This is a genomic window from Pseudomonas sp. 5.2 (genome assembly GCF_059025405.1).
The window spans coordinates 280,477-300,193 of the sequence record NZ_JBYBHH010000002.1 but is presented as its reverse complement, the minus strand read 5'-3'; the positions used below and the strand labels follow the sequence as shown (position 1 = coordinate 300,193).

Annotated in this window: 19 protein-coding genes; 11 read left to right on the top strand and 8 right to left on the bottom strand. The window is 63.2% G+C overall.

The features are described 5' to 3' along the window. Positions 1–21 precede the first annotated feature (21 nt). Complete coding sequence (locus AC5PZ0_RS05055) at positions 22–639, bottom strand: TPM domain-containing protein (protein ID WP_027594117.1); 618 nt, start codon at positions 637–639, stop codon at positions 22–24. Positions 640–825: 186 nt separating this feature from the next. Between AC5PZ0_RS05055 and bglX the strand changes: the two genes are divergently transcribed. The 5 genes from bglX (at position 826) to AC5PZ0_RS05030 (ending at position 9,534) form a co-directional block, all read left to right on the top strand. Beyond that, positions 826–3,117 (top strand): beta-glucosidase BglX, encoded by a 2,292-nt coding sequence (bglX, locus tag AC5PZ0_RS05050; protein WP_099430310.1) that lies wholly within the window; start codon positions 826–828, stop codon positions 3,115–3,117. Between the two features lie 128 nt (positions 3,118–3,245). Further along, a complete protein-coding gene (locus AC5PZ0_RS05045) occupies positions 3,246–5,003 on the top strand; it encodes a sensor histidine kinase (RefSeq protein ID WP_085273591.1) in 1,758 nt (585 codons plus the stop codon). Then, complete coding sequence (locus AC5PZ0_RS05040) at positions 4,997–6,322, top strand: sigma-54-dependent transcriptional regulator (RefSeq protein WP_085273592.1); 1,326 nt, start codon at positions 4,997–4,999, stop codon at positions 6,320–6,322. Before AC5PZ0_RS05045 ends, AC5PZ0_RS05040 begins: the two co-directional genes overlap by 7 nt. A gap of 281 nt (positions 6,323–6,603) precedes the next feature. Further along, entirely contained in the window at positions 6,604–7,923 is a 1,320-nt protein-coding gene (locus AC5PZ0_RS05035) for an MFS transporter (protein WP_027594113.1), read from the top strand. A 471-nt stretch (positions 7,924–8,394) separates the two neighbouring features. Continuing rightward, positions 8,395–9,534, top strand: coding sequence for a Fic family protein (locus tag AC5PZ0_RS05030; RefSeq protein WP_493854466.1), 1,140 nt, complete (start codon positions 8,395–8,397; stop codon positions 9,532–9,534). Here the strand turns inward: AC5PZ0_RS05030 and AC5PZ0_RS05025 are convergent. Beyond that, positions 9,513–10,265 carry a COG4705 family protein gene (locus tag AC5PZ0_RS05025; protein ID WP_493854465.1) on the bottom strand — a complete coding sequence of 251 codons (753 nt, stop codon included), beginning with the start codon at positions 10,263–10,265 and terminating at the stop codon, positions 9,513–9,515. The genes AC5PZ0_RS05030 and AC5PZ0_RS05025 overlap by 22 nt on opposite strands. 339 nt (positions 10,266–10,604) lie before the next feature. On the opposite strand from AC5PZ0_RS05025, the gene AC5PZ0_RS05020 reads away from it, so the two are divergent. Both AC5PZ0_RS05020 and AC5PZ0_RS05015 read left to right on the top strand, forming a co-directional pair. After that, a complete protein-coding gene (locus AC5PZ0_RS05020) occupies positions 10,605–10,931 on the top strand; it encodes a hypothetical protein (RefSeq protein WP_099455190.1) in 327 nt (108 codons plus the stop codon). A 117-nt stretch (positions 10,932–11,048) separates the two neighbouring features. Then, complete coding sequence (locus tag AC5PZ0_RS05015) at positions 11,049–11,660, top strand: flavin reductase family protein (RefSeq protein WP_027594110.1); 612 nt, start codon at positions 11,049–11,051, stop codon at positions 11,658–11,660. On the opposite strand, the gene AC5PZ0_RS05010 is transcribed toward AC5PZ0_RS05015, so the two are convergent. Beyond that, positions 11,661–11,894 (bottom strand): hypothetical protein, encoded by a 234-nt coding sequence (locus AC5PZ0_RS05010; RefSeq protein ID WP_099430315.1) that lies wholly within the window; start codon positions 11,892–11,894, stop codon positions 11,661–11,663. Between the two features lie 56 nt (positions 11,895–11,950). Beyond that, on the bottom strand, positions 11,951–12,244 hold the full coding sequence (locus AC5PZ0_RS05005) for a putative quinol monooxygenase (RefSeq protein WP_027594108.1): 294 nt from the start codon (positions 12,242–12,244) through the stop codon (positions 11,951–11,953). 199 nt (positions 12,245–12,443) lie between these two features. Here AC5PZ0_RS05005 and AC5PZ0_RS05000 point away from each other — a divergent pair, with 199 nt between their 5' ends. Next, a complete protein-coding gene (locus tag AC5PZ0_RS05000; RefSeq protein ID WP_027594107.1) occupies positions 12,444–13,364 on the top strand; it encodes an AraC family transcriptional regulator in 921 nt (306 codons plus the stop codon). 19 nt (positions 13,365–13,383) lie between these two features. Here AC5PZ0_RS05000 and AC5PZ0_RS04995 read toward each other — a convergent pair whose 3' ends face one another. Continuing rightward, complete coding sequence (locus AC5PZ0_RS04995) at positions 13,384–15,021, bottom strand: 5-guanidino-2-oxopentanoate decarboxylase (protein ID WP_493854464.1); 1,638 nt, start codon at positions 15,019–15,021, stop codon at positions 13,384–13,386. Positions 15,022–15,135: 114 nt separating this feature from the next. Here AC5PZ0_RS04995 and AC5PZ0_RS04990 point away from each other — a divergent pair, with 114 nt between their 5' ends. Next, the gene (locus AC5PZ0_RS04990) at positions 15,136–16,008 is read left to right on the top strand and encodes a LysR substrate-binding domain-containing protein (RefSeq protein WP_099430317.1); all 873 of its coding nucleotides are present in this window, start codon (positions 15,136–15,138) and stop codon (positions 16,006–16,008) included. Here AC5PZ0_RS04990 and AC5PZ0_RS04985 read toward each other — a convergent pair. Continuing rightward, positions 16,002–16,616 carry an NAD(P)-dependent oxidoreductase gene (locus tag AC5PZ0_RS04985; protein WP_027594104.1) on the bottom strand — a complete coding sequence of 205 codons (615 nt, stop codon included), beginning with the start codon at positions 16,614–16,616 and terminating at the stop codon, positions 16,002–16,004. The two genes, AC5PZ0_RS04990 and AC5PZ0_RS04985, sit on opposite strands and share 7 nt — an antisense overlap. A gap of 27 nt (positions 16,617–16,643) precedes the next feature. Continuing rightward, a complete protein-coding gene (locus AC5PZ0_RS04980; RefSeq protein WP_493854463.1) occupies positions 16,644–17,519 on the bottom strand; it encodes an MBL fold metallo-hydrolase in 876 nt (291 codons plus the stop codon). Positions 17,520–17,623: 104 nt separating this feature from the next. Between AC5PZ0_RS04980 and AC5PZ0_RS04975 the strand changes: the two genes are divergently transcribed. After that, a complete protein-coding gene (locus AC5PZ0_RS04975) occupies positions 17,624–18,532 on the top strand; it encodes a LysR family transcriptional regulator (RefSeq protein WP_099430320.1) in 909 nt (302 codons plus the stop codon). Positions 18,533–18,600: 68 nt separating this feature from the next. Next, entirely contained in the window at positions 18,601–18,774 is a 174-nt protein-coding gene (locus AC5PZ0_RS04970) for a hypothetical protein (RefSeq protein WP_172960383.1), read from the top strand. A 19-nt stretch (positions 18,775–18,793) separates the two neighbouring features. On the opposite strand, the gene AC5PZ0_RS04965 is transcribed toward AC5PZ0_RS04970, so the two are convergent. Further along, complete coding sequence (locus AC5PZ0_RS04965) at positions 18,794–19,663, bottom strand: isocitrate lyase/PEP mutase family protein (RefSeq protein WP_027594101.1); 870 nt, start codon at positions 19,661–19,663, stop codon at positions 18,794–18,796. Between the last annotated feature and the right edge of the window lie 54 nt (positions 19,664–19,717).

Below are 19,717 nucleotides of genomic sequence, written 5' to 3'. Positions count from 1 at the left end.
CAATCCATACGCCCGCTTTTGTCAGTCCAGAATCACCAAACGGTTGGGCAGTTCGTTGCGGGCATGGGTGCGCGGCACGTGCTCACTGAGCAACTCACCGCAGGCGTCGATGCAATCGACAAAGCCTTGCAAGGTCCGGCCCTGACGCACCTGTTCGGCAAAGCGCCCTACGATGGCCGAGCGGGCGCTGGCATCGAGGTATTGCTCCACCCCTTGGTCGACCAGGATTTCCACATGCCGCTCCGCTTCGCTGACGAAAATCAGCACCCCCGTGGCACCGCGGGTGCGCTGCAGGTTCTGCTCGCGAAACTGCTGGCGGGCCAGGCTCGACGCCCGCCAGCGGCGCCAGGCACGCGGAATCAGCCAGCCGGCCAGGCGCGGGTGGCGCAGCAGCAGGCACAAGCCGATGAACAGCACGACGTTGGCCACCAGCAAGCCACGGATACCGGGCCAGCCCAGCAGCATCTGCAGCAAGCCCGGTACGGCCAGCGCCAGCACCGCGGCCCAGAACAGTGGCAGGTAGGCGTAATCGTCGGCACGGCGGGCCAGCACCGTTACCAGTTCGGCATCGGTACGCCGTTCGGCACGGGCAATGGCTTCGGCGATCTGACGTTGATCGTATTCGTTGAGGGGGGTCATGCCAGCGGTCTCTCGATCGTTCTTATTGTTGTTGTCCAGGCATTCAGGGTGCCATCGGCCGCCGACATATTCAGGCATAATCCGCCGCTGGAAGAATCGCCCCCGAACTGTACAACAATAGCCGCCTGAAAACTTCGGCCGCGCGCGTATCACGGTGGATACGGCAGAGGCCCCACAACGGAATTGATGATGAAACTGTCTTTGCTGGGCCTGGCCATGGGCCTTGTCAGTCAGGCGGCCCTCGCCGCCCCTACCGCTCCGCCCCTGCAGGACAAGCAGGCGTTCATCGATCACCTGATCAGCCAGATGACCGAGGCCGAAAAAATCGGCCAGCTGCGCCTGATCAGCATCGGCCCGGAGATGACCCACGAGCAAATCCGCGAAGAAATCGCCGCAGGCCGCATCGGTGGCACTTTCAACTCGCGCACCGCGCCCGAGAACCGGCCGATGCAGGACGCCGCCATGCGCAGCCGCCTGAAGATTCCGATGTTCTTCGCCTACGACACCATTCACGGCGAGCGCACCATTTTCCCGATCGGCCTGGGCATGGCCGCGACCTGGGACATGGACGCGATTGCCAAGGTCGGCCGCACTGCCGCCATCGAGGCCGCTGCCGACGCCCTGGACATGACCTTTGCGCCGATGGTCGACATCGCCCGCGACCCGCGCTGGGGCCGCACCAGTGAAGGCTTCGGTGAAGACACCTACCTGACCTCGCGAATCGGCCAGGTGATGGTCCGCTCGTTCCAGGGCAGCAGCCCGGCCAACCCCGACAGCATCATGGCCATCGTCAAGCACTTTGCCCTGTATGGCGCGGTGGAGGGCGGCCGCGACTACAACACGGTCGATATGAGCCTGACGAAAATGTACAACGACTACCTGCCGCCCTACCGCGCCGCGCTCGATGCCGGTGCTGGCGGGGTCATGGTGGCGTTGAACTCGATCAACGGCGTGCCGGCCACCTCCAACACCTGGTTGATGAACGACCTGCTGCGCAAGGAGTGGGGCTTCAAAGGTGTGACCATCAGTGACCACGGCGCCATCCAGGAACTGATCCGCCACGGGGTTGCCCGTGACGGCCGTGAAGCGGCCAAACTGGCGATCAAGGCCGGTATCGACATGAGCATGAACGACACCCTGTATGGCGAAGAGCTGCCAGGGCTGCTCAAGGACGGTGAAGTGACCCAGGGCGAACTGGACCAGGCGGTGCGCGAAGTGCTTGGCGCCAAGTACGACATGGGCCTGTTCAAAGACCCGTACGTGCGGATCGGCAAAGCCGAAACCGACCTCAAGGACTACTACGGCAACGACCGCCTGCACCGCGATGCCGCGCGTGACGTGGCCCGCCGCAGCCTGGTCCTGCTGGAAAACCGCAACCAGACCCTGCCACTGAAGAAGGCCGGCACCATTGCCCTGGTCGGCCCATTGGCCGATGCGCCGATCGACATGATGGGCAGCTGGGCGGCCGACGGCAAACCGGTGCATTCGGTGACCGTTCGCGAAGGCCTGCGCCGCGCCGTGGAAGGCAAGGCCAAGCTGGTCTACGCCAAGGGTTCCAACGTCACCGGCGACAAGGCGATGTTCGACTACCTGAACTTCCTCAACTTCGACGCCCCGGAAATCGTCAACGACCTGCGCCCTGCCGCGGTATTGATCGATGAAGCGGTCAAGGCCGCGCAGCAGTCCGACGTGGTGGTCGCGGTGGTCGGCGAGTCGCGTGGCATGTCTCACGAATCGTCGAGCCGTACCACCCTGGAAATTCCGGCCAGCCAGCGCGAACTGATCAAGGCCCTGAAAGCCACCGGCAAGCCGCTGGTACTGGTGCTGATGAATGGCCGCCCGCTGTCGATCGCGTGGGAACGCGAGCAGGCCGACGCCCTGCTGGAAACCTGGTTCAGCGGCACCGAAGGCGGCAATGCCATCGCTGACGTGCTGTTCGGCGACTACAACCCGTCCGGCAAGCTGGCCATTACGTTCCCGCGTTCAGTCGGGCAGATTCCGATGTACTACAACCACACGCGCATTGGCCGGCCGTTCACACCCGGCAAGCCCGGCAACTACACCTCGCAGTACTTCGAAGAGCCCAACGGGCCGCTGTATCCGTTTGGTTATGGCTTGAGCTACAGCAGCTTCGAATTGTCGGGCCTGGCCCTGTCGAGCAAGGACCTCAAGCGTGGCGCTACGCTGGAGGCCAAGGTCACGGTGAAGAACACCGGCAAGCGTGACGGCGAGACCGTGGTGCAGCTGTATCTGCAGGATGTCTCGGCCTCCATGAGCCGCCCGGTCAAAGAGCTGAAGAACTTCCAGAAACTGATGCTCAAGGCTGGCGAGTCGCGAACCTTGACCTTCAGCATCAATGAGGAAGACCTGAAGTTCTACAATGGCCAACTGCAGCGGGTTGCAGAGCCTGGGGAGTTCAATGTCCAGGTAGGGCTGGATTCCGAAGCGGTGCAGCAGAAAAGTTTCGAGTTGTTGTAAGCGGTTGAACGCCGGTACTGGCCCTATCGCCGGCAAGCCGGCTCCCACAGGGGCTTTGCAATACCTGTGGGAGCTGGCTTGCCAGCGATAGGGCCGGCACTGAATTCCTCATCTTTCGGATCCGCCCCATGCCGTTTTCCTTTCGCGCCCTGCGTCTGGGGCTGATCGTCCTGTTCATCCTGCTCGGCACCGCGCTCAGCGCCGGCTGGGCCATGCACCAGGCCAAGCGCCAGGCCATGGCAGACGACGCCCAACGCGCCAGCCAGCAACTGGGCCTGTACGCCAACGCCCTGCATACCCTGATCGAACGCTACCGCGCCCTGCCCGCCGTGCTGGCACTCGACCCGGAACTGATCGCAGCCCTGCGCGGCCCGGTCAGCGAGCCGGTACAAGACGCCCTGAACCGCAAGCTCGAACGCATCAACGGTGCCGCCAACTCGTCCACCCTCGAATTGCTCGACCGCACCGGGCTGGCCATCGCGGCCAGTAACTGGCGGCTGCCGAGCAGCTACGTGGGCTCCAACTACGGCTTTCGCCCCTATTTCAAACAGACCCGCAGCCAAGGCAGCGGCCGCTTCTACGCGGTGGGTGTGACCAGTGGCGTGCCAGGCTACTTCCTGGCCAGCGCGGTGAATGATGAGCATGGCCGCTTCCTCGGTGCCATGGTGGTCAAGCTCGAATTCCCCGAGCTGGAACGTGAATGGCGCCAGGGCAACGATATCCTGCTGGTCAGCGATGCCCGTGGCATTACCTTCATCGCCAACCAGGACGGCTGGCGCTACCGCGAGCTGCAGCCGCTGAGTGGCGCTGACCGTGCAGAACTGGCTGAAACCCGCCAGTACGACAAACAACCCCTGGTGCCCCTGCAGCATCAGGTTCTGACCCGTTTTGCCGACAATAGCCACCTGGCCCGCGTGCAAGGGCCGGAGGGCGTCGCCGAATACCTGTGGGAACGCCTGCCGCTGCAAGGTGAAGACTGGACCTTGCACCTGTTGCGCAAACCGCAGGTCGCCGCCGACGGTCGCAACGCCGCCCTTGGCGCTGCGGCCGTGTGGCTGAGCCTGGTCTTCGCGGCGCTGTTCGTCAGCCAGCGCCTGCGCCTGGCACGCTTGCGCCAGCGCAGCCGCGAAGCACTCAAGCGCCAGGTCGAAGAGCGCACCCGTGAACTGCGCACCGCGCAAGAAGGCCTGGTGCAATCGGCCAAGCTGGCCGCCCTGGGGCAGATGTCGGCGGCCATGGCCCACGAGATCAACCAGCCGCTGACCACCCAGCGCATGCAGTTGGAAACCCTGCGCCTGCTGCTCGACCATGGCCGCTACGACGAAGCGCGCAAGGCCCTTGAACCCCTGGAACAGATGCTCACACGCATGGCCGCGCTCACCAGCCACCTGAAGACCTTTGCCCGCAACAGCCCGGTCGGGCTGCGCGAGCGCCTGGACCTGGCCGGCGTGGTCGACCAGGCCCTGCACCTGCTGGATACCCGTATTCGCAGCGAGGGCGTCGAGGTCGCGCTGTACCTGGCACGCCCAGCCTGGGTGCGCGGGGACGCCATCCGCCTGGAGCAAGTGCTGATCAACCTGTTGCGCAATGCCCTCGACGCCATGGCCGACAAACGCTACAAACGCCTGGAGATCCGCATCGAGCTGGATCACGACCAGTGGCGCCTGAGCGTGCTCGATTCGGGGGGCGGTATTGCCGAAGAACACCTGGCCAAGGTCTTCGACCCCTTCTTCACCACCAAACCCGTGGGCGAAGGGCTGGGCCTTGGCCTGGCCATTTCCTATGGCATCGTCCACGAAGCCGGCGGCCAACTGCAGGCCGAGAACCTGCCGGGCGGCGCCCGCCTGAGCCTCACCCTGCCCCGCGACCTGGAGCCTGTATGTTGAATTCAGTGATCGTCGTCGATGATGAAGCCAGTATCCGCACGGCGGTCGAGCAATGGCTGAGCCTGTCCGGCTTCAGCGTGCAACTGTTCGCCCGCGCGGAGGATTGCCTGGCGCAATTGCCACAGCATTTTGCCGGCGTGATCATCAGCGATGTGCGCATGCCGGGCATGGATGGCCTGCAACTGCTCGAGCGCTTGCAGGCAGAGGACCCCGACCTGCCGGTAATCCTGCTGACTGGCCATGGCGACGTGCCGATGGCGGTGGATGCCATGCGCAAGGGGGCCTACGACTTCCTCGAAAAACCCTTCACCCCGCAGCACCTGCTGGGCAGCCTGCGACGCGCCCTGGAAAAGCGCCAACTGGTGCTGGAGAACCGCCGGCTGCACGAGCAGGCCGACCTCAAGTCACGCCTCGAAAACACCCTGCTGGGCATGTCCCAGGGCCTGCAACAGCTGCGCCGGCAGGTGCTGGAGCTGGCCGGCCTGCCGGTCAATGTGCTGATCCGCGGCGAAACCGGCAGTGGCAAGGAGCGCGTGGCCCGCTGCCTGCACGACTTCGGCCCGCGTGCGGGCAAACCCTTCGTGGCCCTCAACTGCGCGGCAATCCCTGAATCACTGTTCGAAGCCGAGCTGTTTGGCCATGAGAGCGGCGCCTTCACCGGCGCCCAGGGCAAGCGGATCGGCAAGCTTGAGTATGCCAACGGGGGCACGGTGTTTCTTGACGAGATCGAGAGTATGCCCCTGGCCCAGCAGGCAAAACTGCTGCGGGTGATCCAGGAACAGAAGCTCGAACGCCTGGGCGCCAACCAGAGCATCAGCGTCGACTTGCGCATCATCGCCGCGACCAAACCGGACCTGCTGGAAGAAGCCCGCGCCGGGCGCTTTCGCGAAGACCTCGCCTATCGCTTGAACGTTGCCGAGCTGCGCTTGGCCCCCTTGCGAGAGCGACGTGAGGACATCCCCTTGCTGTTCGAACACTTTGCCCGTGCTGGCGCTGAAAAACTGGGCAGAACAGCGCCGCCGCTCAGCGGTAGCCAGTTGGCGCAGCTGCTTTCCCACGACTGGCCGGGCAACGTGCGCGAGTTGGCCAACGCGGCGGAGCGGCATGCGCTGGGGCTGGGTTCGCCGAACATAGAAGTGGCACCGGCCGGGCAGTCGCTGGGCGAGCAGATGGAGGCGTTTGAAGCGCAGTGCTTGCGAGCGGCGTTGCGTCAGAGCAAAGGGGAGATCAAGGGGGTGATGGAGGCTTTGCAGCTGCCGCGGCGTACGCTGAACGAGAAAATGCAGCGGCACGGGTTGGTGCGCGAAGACTTCCTGTAATAGGCGAATTTCTGCTTACCGTCCGCGCTGGATGAGCGGAAATCCGCTCACCCATGACGCCAACGCTTTACCTTCTAGGGGCTGACTTGCAGCCTTTCGCGGGCAAGCCCGCTCCCACCAAGCCCGCATGCGCAGTGGGCTTGGTGCAGGCGGGCTTGCGTGCGAACGGGGTGCAGCGCCCTCAAATGAATCACCTCGCACCCATTTGGCACACCTTCTGCAATCACCGTGGTAAGCAGCGCTCCGGCGCGCTCCACAAAAACAACGAGAAGGTATCCCTGATGGATAACGCCACCTCCCTGCCAACCGGGGCGGCCATCGCGCCGGCCGCAGAAAAAACCACCGCCAGCCGTTTGAAGTCGATCTTCAGCGGGTCCATCGGCAACATGGTCGAATGGTACGACTGGTACGTCTACGCCGCATTCTCGCTGTACTTCGCCAAAGCCTTCTTCCCCGCTGGCGACACCACCGCACAACTGCTCAACACCGCCGCGATCTTCGCCGTGGGCTTCCTCATGCGCCCGATCGGTGGCTGGCTGATGGGCCTGTATGCCGACCGCAAAGGCCGCAAGGCCGCGCTGATGGCCTCGGTCCTGCTGATGTGCGGGGGCTCGCTGCTCATCGCCCTGACGCCCGGCTATGAAACCATCGGCGTCGCCGCGCCGATCCTGCTGGTCTTCGCGCGCTTGCTGCAGGGCCTGTCGGTGGGCGGTGAATACGGCACCTCGGCCACCTACCTCAGCGAGATGGCCAGCAAGGAGCGCCGTGGGTTCTTCTCCAGCTTCCAGTACGTGACCCTGATTTCTGGCCAGCTCATCGCCTTGGCGGTGCTGATCATCCTGCAACAGACGCTCACCACCGAGCAGCTGTATGCCTGGGGCTGGCGTGTTCCCTTCGTGATCGGCGCGCTGTGCGCGGTGGTTGCGCTGTACCTGCGTCGCGGCATGGAAGAGACCGCCTCCTTCACCAAGAAGGAAAAGTCCAAAGAAAGCCTGATGCGCACCCTGATGCGTCATCCCAAAGAGCTGATGACCGTGGTCGGCCTGACCATGGGCGGCACCCTGGCCTTCTACACCTACACCACCTACATGCAAAAGTACCTGGTCAACACCGTAGGCATGAGCATCAGCGACTCGACCACCATCTCGGCCGCCACGCTGTTCCTGTTCATGTGCCTGCAGCCGGTAATCGGCGGCCTGTCCGACAAGATCGGCCGGCGCCCGATTCTGATCGCCTTCGGTGTACTCGGCACGCTGTTCACTGTGCCGATCCTCAGCACCTTGCACACCGTGCAAACCTGGTGGGGCGCGTTCTTCCTGATCATGGCGGCGCTGATTATCGTCAGTGGCTACACCTCGATCAACGCGGTGGTCAAAGCCGAACTGTTCCCGACTGAGATCCGCGCCCTGGGCGTTGGCCTGCCATACGCCCTGACCGTGTCGATCTTCGGCGGCACCGCCGAATACGTCGCCCTGTGGTTCAAGAGCAATGGCATGGAAACCGGCTTCTACTGGTACGTCACCGGCTGCATCGCCTGCTCGCTGCTGGTGTACGCGACCATGAAAGACACCAAGCATCATTCGCGCATCACCACCGACTGATACTGATCCGGCAGATATGAAAAAGGGGCGCTCCGTTGCACGGGGCGCCCTTTTTTTGGGGGTGCTTGTCGCTGGATCTTATGCGCCTTTGAGATCGAGCGCCGCCCGCGCGGCGCTTCGCAGCACAAGGCTGCTCCTCATCGGTTCGGGCCAATGAGCCCTGAGACAAAGGCGAGCGGCCCTTTGGCGGCCACCTCGATATCGTGCGGAACAAACAAGGCGGTCGCGCGCGCAGGTACAGGCGTAACTGGCCCGAAACAGATGTAGGAGCAGCCTTGTGCTGCGAAGCGCCGCGCGGGCGGCGCTCGATTTGCGCACCACCTCAAAACCCAAGACAAGCACTTGGCAGCTTTCACCCTATCTCTCAGCAAGCAAATCGCAGCCACACTTCCCCAACATTACGTGAAGAACCTTTTTATGGCGTGAGCCGATTAACGGCCCTATTCGGCTCACTGATAAGTTGGAGCGATCATGAACAGCCCACTATGGATATGGCAGCAATCCGACTGGCCCCATTTCCAGTGGCAAAGCGACGCCCTTGCCCCATTGCTACGCAGTTGCGTCGAGATGCAAGGACGCCTGCTGGGCAAGATCGGCTCCATCGATGCGATCAGCGAGTGCGAGAACATCCTCGACACACTGCTGCAGAACATTGTCACGTCGTCGGCGATCGAGGGTGAACAGCTGAACGTGGGTTCGGTGCGCTCGTCCCTCGCTCGACGGCTGGGCATCCATGAGCAAGGCGCGACTACTGCGCGGAGCGAAGGGCTGGCTGAATTGATGCTGGATGCGACACGCGGGTACGACCAACCGCTGACCTTGCAGCGCCTGTTCACCTGGCATCACTGGTTGTTCCCAGCGGCGGAAGAAGGCCTGAGCAAAGCAGTTCTGGTGGGCCAACTGCGTGACGAGACAACCCTGCAGGTGATCTCCGGTCGCCTCGACAAGCCCACGGTGCACTTTCAGGCACCGCCCCGTGATGGCCTTGAAGAGCAGGTTGCAGCTTTTCTGGATTGGTTTGCCAGCACCCGCCATGCCACTCACCTAGACCCCCTTCTACGCGCAGGTGTCGCCCATTTCTGGTTCGTCACCTTGCACCCGTTCGACGATGGCAATGGCCGCCTGACCCGCGCCATCACCGACTTGGCGCTGGCCCAGGCCGAGCAGCAGGCAATCCGCTTCTACGCCATGTCTGCCAGCATCCTGGAAGACTGGGCTGGCTACTACCAGATACTGGAGAGCAGCCAGAAGGACGGCCTCGACATTACCCGGTGGCTAAGCTGGTTCCTTGAAACCCTGCTGCGCAGCCTCGAGCAGGCGTTGCTGAACATCGACCGGATACTCACCAAAGCCAGGTTCTGGCATGTGCATCGGGCGGACGGCCTTTTACCCGAACAGGTCAAGGTGCTCAACCGGCTGCTCGACGGGGGCCCACGCGGCTTCGAAGAAGGTATCAATGCCGCGCAGTGCCAGGCCGTTGCGAAAGTCTCCAAGGCTACTGCAACCCGCCACCTCACCGACCTGCTCGACAAGGCGTGCCTGGCCCGCCTGCCGGGCGGGGGCCGCAGTACCCGTTATCGCATCAATACTCAGGACATCTCCAGCACCTGACGCGGCTCGCGCCGTTGGTAATAGGTCGCCATCAGCACCAGTACCAGCAGCACACCGGCCAGCACTGCCGATGAGCCGACCGTGCCGAAGTCCAGCCCACCCTTCTCGTGTGGCTTGGTCAGGACGTCGCCCAGGGTGGCGCCGAACGGGCGGGTCAGGACGAACGCGACCCAGAACAGCACCACGCCCGGGATGCGTGTCCAGTAACGCGCCACAACCACCAGCGCGATGGCACTGCCCACCAGCAAGGCACCACCGGCAAAGCCAAGCCCCGAATCATCCGCCAGGTAATCGCCCAAGGCGGTGCCCAAGGTGTTCGAGAACAGAATCGCCACCCAATAGAACAACTCGCCCGCGCGGTTTTTGATACGGGTGACGTCCAAGGGGTTACCACTCAGGCGCCACACCAGGAAGGTCAGCAGCAAGATGCCGATCAGAATCGACGAGCCTGCGGCGTAGCCCAAGCCAAGCGTGCGGTCCATGAAGTCGGACATGGTGGTGCCGGCCGTACTGGTGGAAAGAATCACCAGCCAATAGAGCATCGGGTGGTAGCGCCGTGAGTAGAGCTGGCCGAGCAGGGTCAGCAGAAACACGCTGATCAACATCAGTGAGCTCAGCGCGTAGCCGATATTCAGGGTCATCGACAGCAAATCGCCCGCCGTCTCGCCCAGGGTCGTTGCGCAGATCTTCATGACCCAGAAGGCCACGGTGATTTGCGGGAGTTTATTCATTGTTTGCCGCTCCGGTTTTGAGTGCGGCGATGGTGCTGAGCAAAGCCTGAAAAATCGGTTTATGGCGTATGAAAAAAGCGTTCATTACCGCCTGCAGGCTTATTTTCGTCCTTAACGCCGCATTAATTCGACGTCGTCATCCTGCAATGGCTGGCGAAACGCTGATCCATACCCTGCAACGTTCCCCTCAGCCCACTGGAGGGCTCATCGCTGACGCGGGCATACACATCGATACAATCGATAATTAGACGCTATTTTTTGCGCTTTTTTATCAATTTTATCGGCGTAGGATTAAATCCATAGAAACAAACAACCACTCGCACCCCTGGAGCAACGACCATGAAAAACAAACTGATCCTCACCCTGGCCCTCTCGGTAATCGCCACTGGCGCCTTCGCTGAAGATGGCTTCGACCGCACCAGCGCCCACACCTTCGCAGCGGTACAGAGCCAATCCGCCGCGTACGCTGAAGACGGTTTCGACCGCACAGGCGGCCAACGCTTCGCTGAAGATGGTTACGACCGCACCGGTGCACAGCGCTTCGCCGAAGACGGCTACGACCGCACTGGCGCTCAACGTTTTGCAGAAGATGGCTTCGACCGCACCGGCGGCCAACGTTTTGCCGAAGACGGCTTCGACCGCACCAACGCCCACCGCATCAGCTAACCCCTGATGCGTGCAACCAGCCCGGCTTCGGCCGGGCTTGATCATTTCCAGCCGGGCAAAGGCTTGGCACACTAGCGCCTCGTCCCCCAAGAGGTAGGGCCAGCAAGCCCAGCACCGATGTATTACTACGAACCCGCCAAAGGCCACGGCCTGCCCCACGACCCCTTCAACGCCATCGTCGGCCCCCGCCCAATCGGCTGGATCTCGTCCCACGACCGCGAAGGCCGCCTGAACCTGGCGCCCTACAGCTTCTTCAACGCCTTCAACTACATCCCACCGATCATCGGTTTCTGCAGCGTCGGGCGCAAAGACAGCCTGAACAACATCGAGCAGACCGGCGAGTTCGTCTGGAACTTGGCGACCCGGCCGTTGGCCGAGGCGATGAACCAGAGCTGCGCGGCGGTAGCGGCAGACGTCAATGAGTTCGAACTCAGCGGTTTGACAGCAGCGCCGTCACGCGTCGTCAAAGTGCCACGGGTGGGCGAAACCCCGGTGGCGTTCGAGTGCAAGGTGAGCCAGATCGTCCAGCTGAAACGGGCAGACCAGGAGTCGGTGCCCAGCTGGCTGATCCTCGGCGAAGTGGTGGCGGTGCACATTGCCGAGCACCTGCTGAAAAACGGTATCTACGACACCGCCGCCGCCGAACCGATCCTGCGTGGCGGCGGCCCGGCGGACTATTTCGAACTGGGCAATCTGTTCAAGATGGCCAGGCCGCAAGTGGGCAACTGATCACCAGATCAGCTCGCCCTCTTCACTGACGCCCTGCAGGCGTTCCAGCTCGGCGCAGGCGGCTTCATCGGCCGCCATGGCGCCCTTGAACACCTGGCCGTCCAGTACCTTGTGAAAACGCGGCGCCCCGCCCATGCCCAGCGCCTTCACCGCGATGGCGGCGTTGTAGCCACCACCTTCCACCGGGACCATCGCCGAAACGGCTTCGAACTGCGGGAACTCTCTACGTGCCATGCTGCGCTCTGGGTAGTTGATCGAAGGGCGACATTTTAACCTGTGCCCATCAGCAATCAATCGAAGGTATGCAGGTCCAGGCTGCTGACCACTTGCGCCTGCACCAGCTCGCCGAATACCTCCAGGGTTGGCGAAGCGAAGTAGCCGCTCATCGCCTGCTGATCACGCCAGCTGCCGCTGAGCAGCCAAAGGTCGGCGTCGGCCTGCGAGCGCTGGACCGTGAAGCTCAGGCACCCCGGTGTGCGCAACGAGGGTTCGAGCAGATCGCGCAGGCGCGCGCCCAGCTCGGCCGAACGACCGCTGCTGGCACGGATGAAAGCCAAGTGGGTGACCGGTTGTCGTAGGGTCATTGCACGATCTCCTTGAGCAGGCGGACGAAAAACCAGGCTGCCAAGGTTAGAGGCTGGCACGCGCGACGCGTTAGGCTATTACTGCCGGGCGATTGCCTGATCCTGCACCGCGGCAGGATCAGGCAATCGCCCGGCAGCTTTCGACTAGCGCCCGCCATTGCCCAAACCTATGCTGCGTCAGTCAGTAGAGGAAGCCACCATGACCACCCCCACGTCCATCGAACCGACCCTGGAAGTGCAACGCCAGGAGCTGGCCGAGCTGATCCGCCGGCATGCCGGCGACCCACCCGGCAGCGCGTCGGCCATCGACGACCTGTACCTGGTCAGCTATCGGGAGAGTGTCCGCTCGGTGCCTACCTTGGCGCAGCCGGCCTTGTGCGTCCTTGCCCATGGCAGCAAGAGCCTGTTCCTGGGTGACGAACAGTACGTCTACGACCCACTGCACTACATGGTGGTGTCGGTGACCTTGCCACTGAGCGGCGTGAAGCTTGATGCCAGCCCAGAAAACCCAAGCCTGGGCCTGCGGCTGGACCTGGACCCGGCCGAGATCAGCCAGCTGATTGCCGAAAGCGGGCCGATGTTGGTGCCCAGCCTGCCTTCCGGCCGTGGATTGTATGTGGAGAAGACCGATGCCGCATTGCTGGATGCGCTGCTGCGCCTGATCCGCCTGCTGGATTCGCCGCGGGACATTGCCATGCTGGCGCCGCTGATCCGCCGCGAAATCCTTTACCGCCTGCTGCGTGGGCCGCAGGGTTATCGGCTGTATGAAATCGCCTTGGCCAACAGCCAGACCCATCGGGTATGCCAGGCCATCACCTGGCTCAACCAGAACTTCCAGCAGCCGTTGCGCATCGAGGACCTGGCCCGTGAGGTCAACCTCAGCACCTCGACCTTGCACCATCGGTTCAAGGCCGTGACGTCGATGAGCCCGCTGCAGTACCAGAAGCAATTACGCCTGCAGGAGGCCCGGCGGCTGATGCTCAATGACGGGCTTGAGGCAGCGGTGGCGGGCTATCGCGTAGGGTATGAAAGCCCTTCGCAATTCAGCCGCGAGTACAGCCGGCTGTATGGCGCACCACCGATCCGCGATGTGGCGCGGTTGCGCGCCACAGCGGGGTAAGGGTTACCGGCCGTTTCAGTTAACCTGCAACGGCCGCCTGCCACTGATTCTGATCAACCTGAATCAACGTCGGCCCTTTGCGCTCCACCGCACGCCCCAGTGCCGCCTGCAACTGCGCGACATCACTCACATGCTCCGCGTCAGCGCCCAACGCCCGGGCCACGCCGATGAAGTCAGGGGTATGGATATCCACCCCGACCGGCTCGATGGCGCGGTTGACCATGTACTTCTTGATTTCTTCGTAACCCTGGTTGTTCCACAGCAGCACGATCAGCGGCACCTGCGCCTCGACCGCACTGGCCAGCTCCGGCAGAGTGAACTGCATGCCACCGTCGCCAATCAGGCAAACCGACGGCGCGCGCTCGGCGATCTGCGCGGCGCTGCCCAGCCAGGCGCCCATCGCCGCCGGCAGTGCATAGCCCAAGGTACCGTAGCCGGTCGAGGCATTGAACCAGCGGCGAGGCTCATCCATGTCCAGCGTGAGGTTGCCGGAGTACACCGGCTGGGTCGAATCCCCGACCAGAATGGCGTTGGGCAGTGTCTGGAGGATACTGGTCAGCAGGCGGGTCTGGCTCAGGGTCGGCTGGTCCCAGCCGTCCGCCAGCGATCCGCGCAGCTGCGTGACGCGTGCTGGCCCCCAGGTACTTTCACGCGCCGGCAGCGGCTGCTGTTGCAAGGCAACGCACAGTGCTTCGGCGGCCAGGTCGGCGTCAGCGACCAGCGCCAGCTCAGGCAGATAGTTGCGCACCGTCTGGTCCGGGTCGATGTCGATCCGCAGCAAGCTGCCTGGGATCTCGAAGCCGCCCTTGAAGGTCACGTCATAGTCGGTTTCGGCCAGCTCGGTACCGATTGCCAATACCACATCCGCTTCGGCCACCAGCGCACGGGTAGCCGGCAGCGATTGAGTCGAACCGATTTGCAAAGGATGATTGGAAGCCAGCAAGCCCTTGGCGTTGATGGTCAATGCCACCGGTGCCTGAAGCTGCTCTGCCAAGCGTGCCAGCGAAGCGCCAGCGTTCAATGCACCGCCGCCGGCCAGGATCAACGGGCGCTTCGCCTGGGCCAGGCGCTCGGCCATCTGCGCCACGGCCTGCGGCGCGGCACCTGCCCGGCTGCTGCGGACCGGGCGGGCCGGCAACAGGTGATCGGCCGGCTCGACCAGTACGTCCAGCGGAATCTCGATATGCACCGGGCGCGGTCGAGCACCGTCGAACACGGCGAAGGCCCGGGCCAGTACCTGGGGCAGGTCGTCTGCGCTCATCAGGGTTTGGGAGAAGGCTGCCACACCCGACACCAGTGCAGATTGGTTGGGCAGTTCGTGCAGCTTGCCGCGGCCTCCGCCCAGCTGATCGCGCGATTGCACACTGGAAATCACCAGCATCGGGATCGAATCGGCATAGGCCTGGCCCATGGCGGTGGTGATATTGGTCATCCCTGGGCCGGTGATGATGAAGCACACACCGGGTTTGCCGCGCGTGCGTGCGTAGCCGTCGGCCATGAAGCCGGCACCTTGCTCGTGGCGCGGGGTGATATGACGAATGGAGGACGTTGCCAAGCCGCGATAGAGCTCAACGGTATGCACGCCTGGAATGCCGAAGACATGGTCCACACCATAGCCTTCAAGGAGTTTGACCAGTACTTCGCCGCAGGTTGCCATGTGTGTTTACCTTGAGTCTTGTTGAAATCTGCGCTTATTGGACCCAAGGCAGCGCTATCGCCACAATGCAAAAAAACACATACTAGCCATGTCTTCAAATCATGGCTCAGTGCAATGAAACGCCTTCCTCCCCTGCCCGCCCTGCACACCTTTCTGGTGACTGCCCAGCACTGCAATTTCACCCGAGCGGGGCAGCAGTTGCACATCACCCAAGGTGCCGTGAGCCGGCAGATCGCCGCGCTTGAAGCGCACCTCGGTTACGCCCTGTTCCAGCGCCAGGCCCGTGGCCTGAGCCTGACCCGTGAAGGCCAGGACTGGCTGCCCAGGGTGCAACAGGTATTTGCCCTGATCGAACAAGGCGTGCGGGAAGTCGGCGGGCATAGCGCCACATTGCAACTCAAGGCGCCAACCTGCGTGATGCGCTGGCTGCTGCCGCGCCTGATGGAATGGCAGGCGCTGCGCCCGGATGTGCCAGTAGAGCTGACCACCACCGTGCAGCATGGGGTGGATTTTGCCCGCGAAGGCTTTGATGCGGCGGTGGTGTATGGCAGCGCGCCGAACCAGGGCTTGCAGGTGCGCAAGCTGTTCGACGAACAACTGACGCCAGTGTGCGCCCCTTCGCTGCTGCAAGGCCCGTTGCCGTTGGCCAACATCGACGACTTGATGCGCCACATGCTCCTGCACCCCTCGCGTGACGAGCATGACTGGCGTTTATGGCTGCAGGCGGCCGGTGCCACGTTCGATGTACAGGGGCCAAAGCAGCACTTCGAAACACTGGACATGGCGATGGCCATGGCATCCCAGGGCACCGGAGTGGCCATCGGCGATTGGTCGCTGATCGGCGATGACCTGCGCAGCAAGCGGCTGTGCATGCCGTTTGCCCTGAAGGTGACGACCGGAAAAGGCTATTACCTGGTCAGCCAGGCCAGGCAACAGCCAGCCGGGCTGGTCGAGTTGCTGGACTGGCTGCAGGCAGTGGCTCAATAACCGACGGTGAACCGCGCCCGCGAATGCGCGGGTTTCTCCAGCTCATCGAGCATGGCAATCGCGTAGTCGGCAAAGGTGATCCAGCTCTTGCCATCGGCACCGATCAGCAGATGATCCTTGCCTAGCGTGTAGTGCCCGCTGCGCTCGCCTTCGACAAACTCCGCCGACGGCGACAGGAAGGTCCAGTCCAGGTTCGGCTCTTGGCGCAGTACCTCTAGAAAACGCACACCCGCGCTCGCTTCGGCCTTGTAGGCCTCGGGGAAGTCCGGGCTGTCGATCACCCGGTGCCCCGAAGGCAACAGCAGGCTACCCGCCCCGCCCACCACCAGCAGGCGCTTGACCCCGGCACGCTTGACCGGCTCGATGATGGCGTGCGCTTCGATCGTCGAGAAATGCGCAGCGCTCAACACCGCGTCCACACCGGCGACAGCCGCTTGCAGCGCTGCGCTGTCCTTGGCATCGAGTGCCTTCACGGTCACCCCCTCACGTCCCTGCAGCTGCGACGGGTCGCGGGCAATGGCCACCACACTGTGGCCACGGCGCAGGGCTTCTTCCAGCAACTGGCTGCCGGCACGGCCGGTGGCGCCAATGATTGCGATCTTGCTCATGGGAAACACTCCATCAGTTGAACGGAATTACCACTTCATCTCACCCTTGGCGACCTTGGCGCCGAGCTCCAGCGAGCTCTCGTCGGCCAGGTCCGGGTAGCGTTTTTTCATCGCAGCCACCAACGCAGCGGCGTCTTTTGCCTTGGCGGTTTCGGCATCGAATGCCTGAATGTAGCCCGCCGTGAAGCGCACGGCGGCGAGCGAACGGCTGCTTTGGCCGAGGTAATGGCCGGGGACCACGGTGCGCGGTGCCAGCTGCTCGATCCGCTCGAGCGTGCCCAGCCAGTCGGCATGCGACTTGGCCGACTGGGTATCGGCCATCCACACATGGATGTGTTCCGATACCACCACCCCACCGACTACCGCCTTGATCGACGGAATCCAGACAAAGCTGCGATCGGGCTGCGGGCCGTCCAGGCCGACCACGTCGAGCGCCTGGCCCTCCAGGGTCAGGCGATGGCCTTCGAGCACCGCAGGCACGACCAGGCGGGCCGGTTTGTCCGCGCCCATTTGCGGGCCCCAGTAGGCCAGCTTCGCGTCCATGGTCTGGCGAATATGCGCGACGGTAGCCGCAGAGGCGACGACCTTGGCCTGTGGGAAAGCCTGAGTCAGTGTGTCGAGGCCGAAGTAGTAGTCCGGGTCGCCATGGCTGATGTAGATGGTTGTCAGCCGCTTGCCTCCGGCACGCAGGCGCTCGACCACCTGTTCGGCCTGGGCCTTGCCGAACTGGGCATCGACCAGCACGGCGTCCTTTTCGCCACTGACAATCACCGAACTGACCGGGAAAATCGCCTCGTGGCCAGGGTTGTAGACGTCCAACTGCAAAGGTTCGGCAGCCAGCGCCTGGCCGGTCAGCGCAACACAGGCCAGCATCAGGCCACGCAAGGGAGTGAATAGCGACATCGCAACGGTCCGTCTTGAAGAAGAATGCTCACCAGCTTAGTTGCCCGATCCATGCCAAAAAATGCGATGCTCAAACATAGTTTGTTTCTAAAATCGGGCAAATCATGGACCGTCTCAACGCGATGCGCGTTTTTGTCACTGTCATCGACCTGGGCAGCCAATCGGCGGCAGCGGACCACCTGCAACTGTCCAGGCCAGTGGTTTCACGCTACCTGGCGGAACTGGAGGATTGGGTTGGTGCGCGGCTGATGCAGCGCACCACGCGCAAGTTGAGCCTGACTGCCGCCGGCCAGGAAACACTGCCACGCTGCCGCCAACTGCTGGAACTCGCCGGTGACCTGCAGGTGGCCGTGCGCCAACCGGACGACGCCCCTCGCGGCGCGCTGCGCATCAGCGTCAGTACGTCATTCGGGCAGGCTCAACTGGTAGATGCCGTGGCCGCGTATGTACGGCGCTACCCCGGGGTGAAGGTCGAGCTGCAGATGCTCGATCGCACGGTCAACCTGGTGGACGAGCGCATCGACCTGGCCATCCGCACCAGCAACGACCTGGACCCGAACCTGATCGCCCGGCGTCTGACCGTGTGCCGTTCGGTGGTGTGCGCGGCACCGGCCTACCTGCGTGAGCACGGCACGCCGCAGCGGATCGAGGAATTGAGCGGGCACAACTGCCTGACCCATGCCTACTTCGGCCATCACCTCTGGCATTTCGAGGTGCAGGGCCAAGCCGTTGCCGTCCCGGTCGAGGGCAACATCAGTGCGAATGAGGCGATGACCCTGCAAAAGGCGGCACTGGCCGGTGCGGGCATCGCCATGTTGCCGACCTACCAGGCTGCCGCCGCCCTGCGCACGGGCGAACTGGTGCGCCTGCTGCCCGAAGCACGGCCACGCGAACTCAACCTGAATGCGGTCTATACCTCGCGCAAGCACATGCCGGCGACCTTGCGCAGCATGCTGGATTTTCTCGCGCAGCGGTTCAAGGCCGAGCCGGAATGGGATCAGGACCTGGTGTAACCCCACAGCGTCGGGGATTGGCCTACGCTTAGAGGTATCACCTGGCGTTGTAACAGGAGGTGAGCACCATGGGCATCAAAACAAGAAGGTTTGCGCTGGTCATGGCGCTGTTTGCCATCGCCGGGCTGTACGGGTCGGCCTGCTGGCGGGTTGAGCTGCTGCGCAACCAACCCAGCTCGGCCGCCCATTGTCAGCACGAACACTGCGTGCCACAAAGCGCCACCTTGAGCGCCGTGCGTTGAGCTGACGGCGCCCTGCCGGTCACTCCTCGACGCTCATGTACTCCTTGGCCCAGCGGATGTAATCCTCGGGTTGGGTGTAGGTGTGCGAGAGTTCGGTGGCGCTGAGGTTCTCAGACTTGTTCTGCTGGCCGCGCTGCAGGCGCAGGCAGTCGTAAGTGGCCTTTATGGCTGCGAAGTACGCGGCGTGGCCATCGACCACGATGCGCACGCCCAGGCGCGCCAAACGCTCGTCATCGCGCAGGTTGGGGTTGGCGTAGGTCACCAGCATCAAGGGCACGGTCAGGTGCTCGGCGATTTGCTCGAGCTGCTCGAAATCCTTCACCCCCACCATGCAGATACCGTCGGCCCCGGCCTTCTGGTAGCTCTGGGTACGCACGATGATTTCTTCGGTGGTCAGTACACCGGCGTTGGTGCGGGCGATGATAGACAGCGACGAATCGACCCGTGCTTCAAGCGCAGCGCGAATCTTGCCGACGCCTTCCTCAACCGGAATCAAGTCGGTGGACTTGCGCCCGAACTGGGCCGGCAGCAGGGTATCTTCGATGGTCAGCGCCGCCACACCGGCACGCTCCAGTTCAATGACCGTGCGCATGACATTCAGCGCGTTACCGTAGCCGTGGTCGGCATCGGCGAGCACCGGCAGTTGCGCCACACGGCCAATGCGCGTGGCCTGCTCGACGAACTCGCTCAAGGTGATCAGGGCAAAATCCGGCGCAGCCAGTACCTGCAGCGAAGCCACCGAACCGCCAAGAATGCCGACTTCAAAGCCCAGGTCGGCGGCAATGCGCGCCGACATCGGGTCGAACACCGACGCTGTGTGGTAGCAGGAACCTGAAGCGAGCAGCTCGCGGAAGGCAAAACGCAAATCTTGGTGGGAAGCCCTGGGCATGATCACTCCGCAATAACGTGAAATTGAACGGTTGCTACCGACCCCTGAATCGGG

Coding starts and splice junctions, on each gene's coding strand:
- AC5PZ0_RS05055 (WP_027594117.1), bottom strand. CDS start 639: ATGACCCCCCTCAACGAATACGATCAACGTCAGATCGCCGAAGCCATT.
- bglX (WP_099430310.1), top strand. CDS start 826: ATGATGAAACTGTCTTTGCTGGGCCTGGCCATGGGCCTTGTCAGTCAG.
- AC5PZ0_RS05045 (WP_085273591.1), top strand. CDS start 3,246: ATGCCGTTTTCCTTTCGCGCCCTGCGTCTGGGGCTGATCGTCCTGTTC.
- AC5PZ0_RS05040 (WP_085273592.1), top strand. CDS start 4,997: ATGTTGAATTCAGTGATCGTCGTCGATGATGAAGCCAGTATCCGCACG.
- AC5PZ0_RS05035 (WP_027594113.1), top strand. CDS start 6,604: ATGGATAACGCCACCTCCCTGCCAACCGGGGCGGCCATCGCGCCGGCC.
- AC5PZ0_RS05030 (WP_493854466.1), top strand. CDS start 8,395: ATGAACAGCCCACTATGGATATGGCAGCAATCCGACTGGCCCCATTTC.
- AC5PZ0_RS05025 (WP_493854465.1), bottom strand. CDS start 10,265: ATGAATAAACTCCCGCAAATCACCGTGGCCTTCTGGGTCATGAAGATC.
- AC5PZ0_RS05020 (WP_099455190.1), top strand. CDS start 10,605: ATGAAAAACAAACTGATCCTCACCCTGGCCCTCTCGGTAATCGCCACT.
- AC5PZ0_RS05015 (WP_027594110.1), top strand. CDS start 11,049: ATGTATTACTACGAACCCGCCAAAGGCCACGGCCTGCCCCACGACCCC.
- AC5PZ0_RS05010 (WP_099430315.1), bottom strand. CDS start 11,894: ATGGCACGTAGAGAGTTCCCGCAGTTCGAAGCCGTTTCGGCGATGGTC.
- AC5PZ0_RS05005 (WP_027594108.1), bottom strand. CDS start 12,244: ATGACCCTACGACAACCGGTCACCCACTTGGCTTTCATCCGTGCCAGC.
- AC5PZ0_RS05000 (WP_027594107.1), top strand. CDS start 12,444: ATGACCACCCCCACGTCCATCGAACCGACCCTGGAAGTGCAACGCCAG.
- AC5PZ0_RS04995 (WP_493854464.1), bottom strand. CDS start 15,021: ATGGCAACCTGCGGCGAAGTACTGGTCAAACTCCTTGAAGGCTATGGT.
- AC5PZ0_RS04990 (WP_099430317.1), top strand. CDS start 15,136: ATGAAACGCCTTCCTCCCCTGCCCGCCCTGCACACCTTTCTGGTGACT.
- AC5PZ0_RS04985 (WP_027594104.1), bottom strand. CDS start 16,616: ATGAGCAAGATCGCAATCATTGGCGCCACCGGCCGTGCCGGCAGCCAG.
- AC5PZ0_RS04980 (WP_493854463.1), bottom strand. CDS start 17,519: ATGTCGCTATTCACTCCCTTGCGTGGCCTGATGCTGGCCTGTGTTGCG.
- AC5PZ0_RS04975 (WP_099430320.1), top strand. CDS start 17,624: ATGGACCGTCTCAACGCGATGCGCGTTTTTGTCACTGTCATCGACCTG.
- AC5PZ0_RS04970 (WP_172960383.1), top strand. CDS start 18,601: ATGGGCATCAAAACAAGAAGGTTTGCGCTGGTCATGGCGCTGTTTGCC.
- AC5PZ0_RS04965 (WP_027594101.1), bottom strand. CDS start 19,663: ATGCCCAGGGCTTCCCACCAAGATTTGCGTTTTGCCTTCCGCGAGCTG.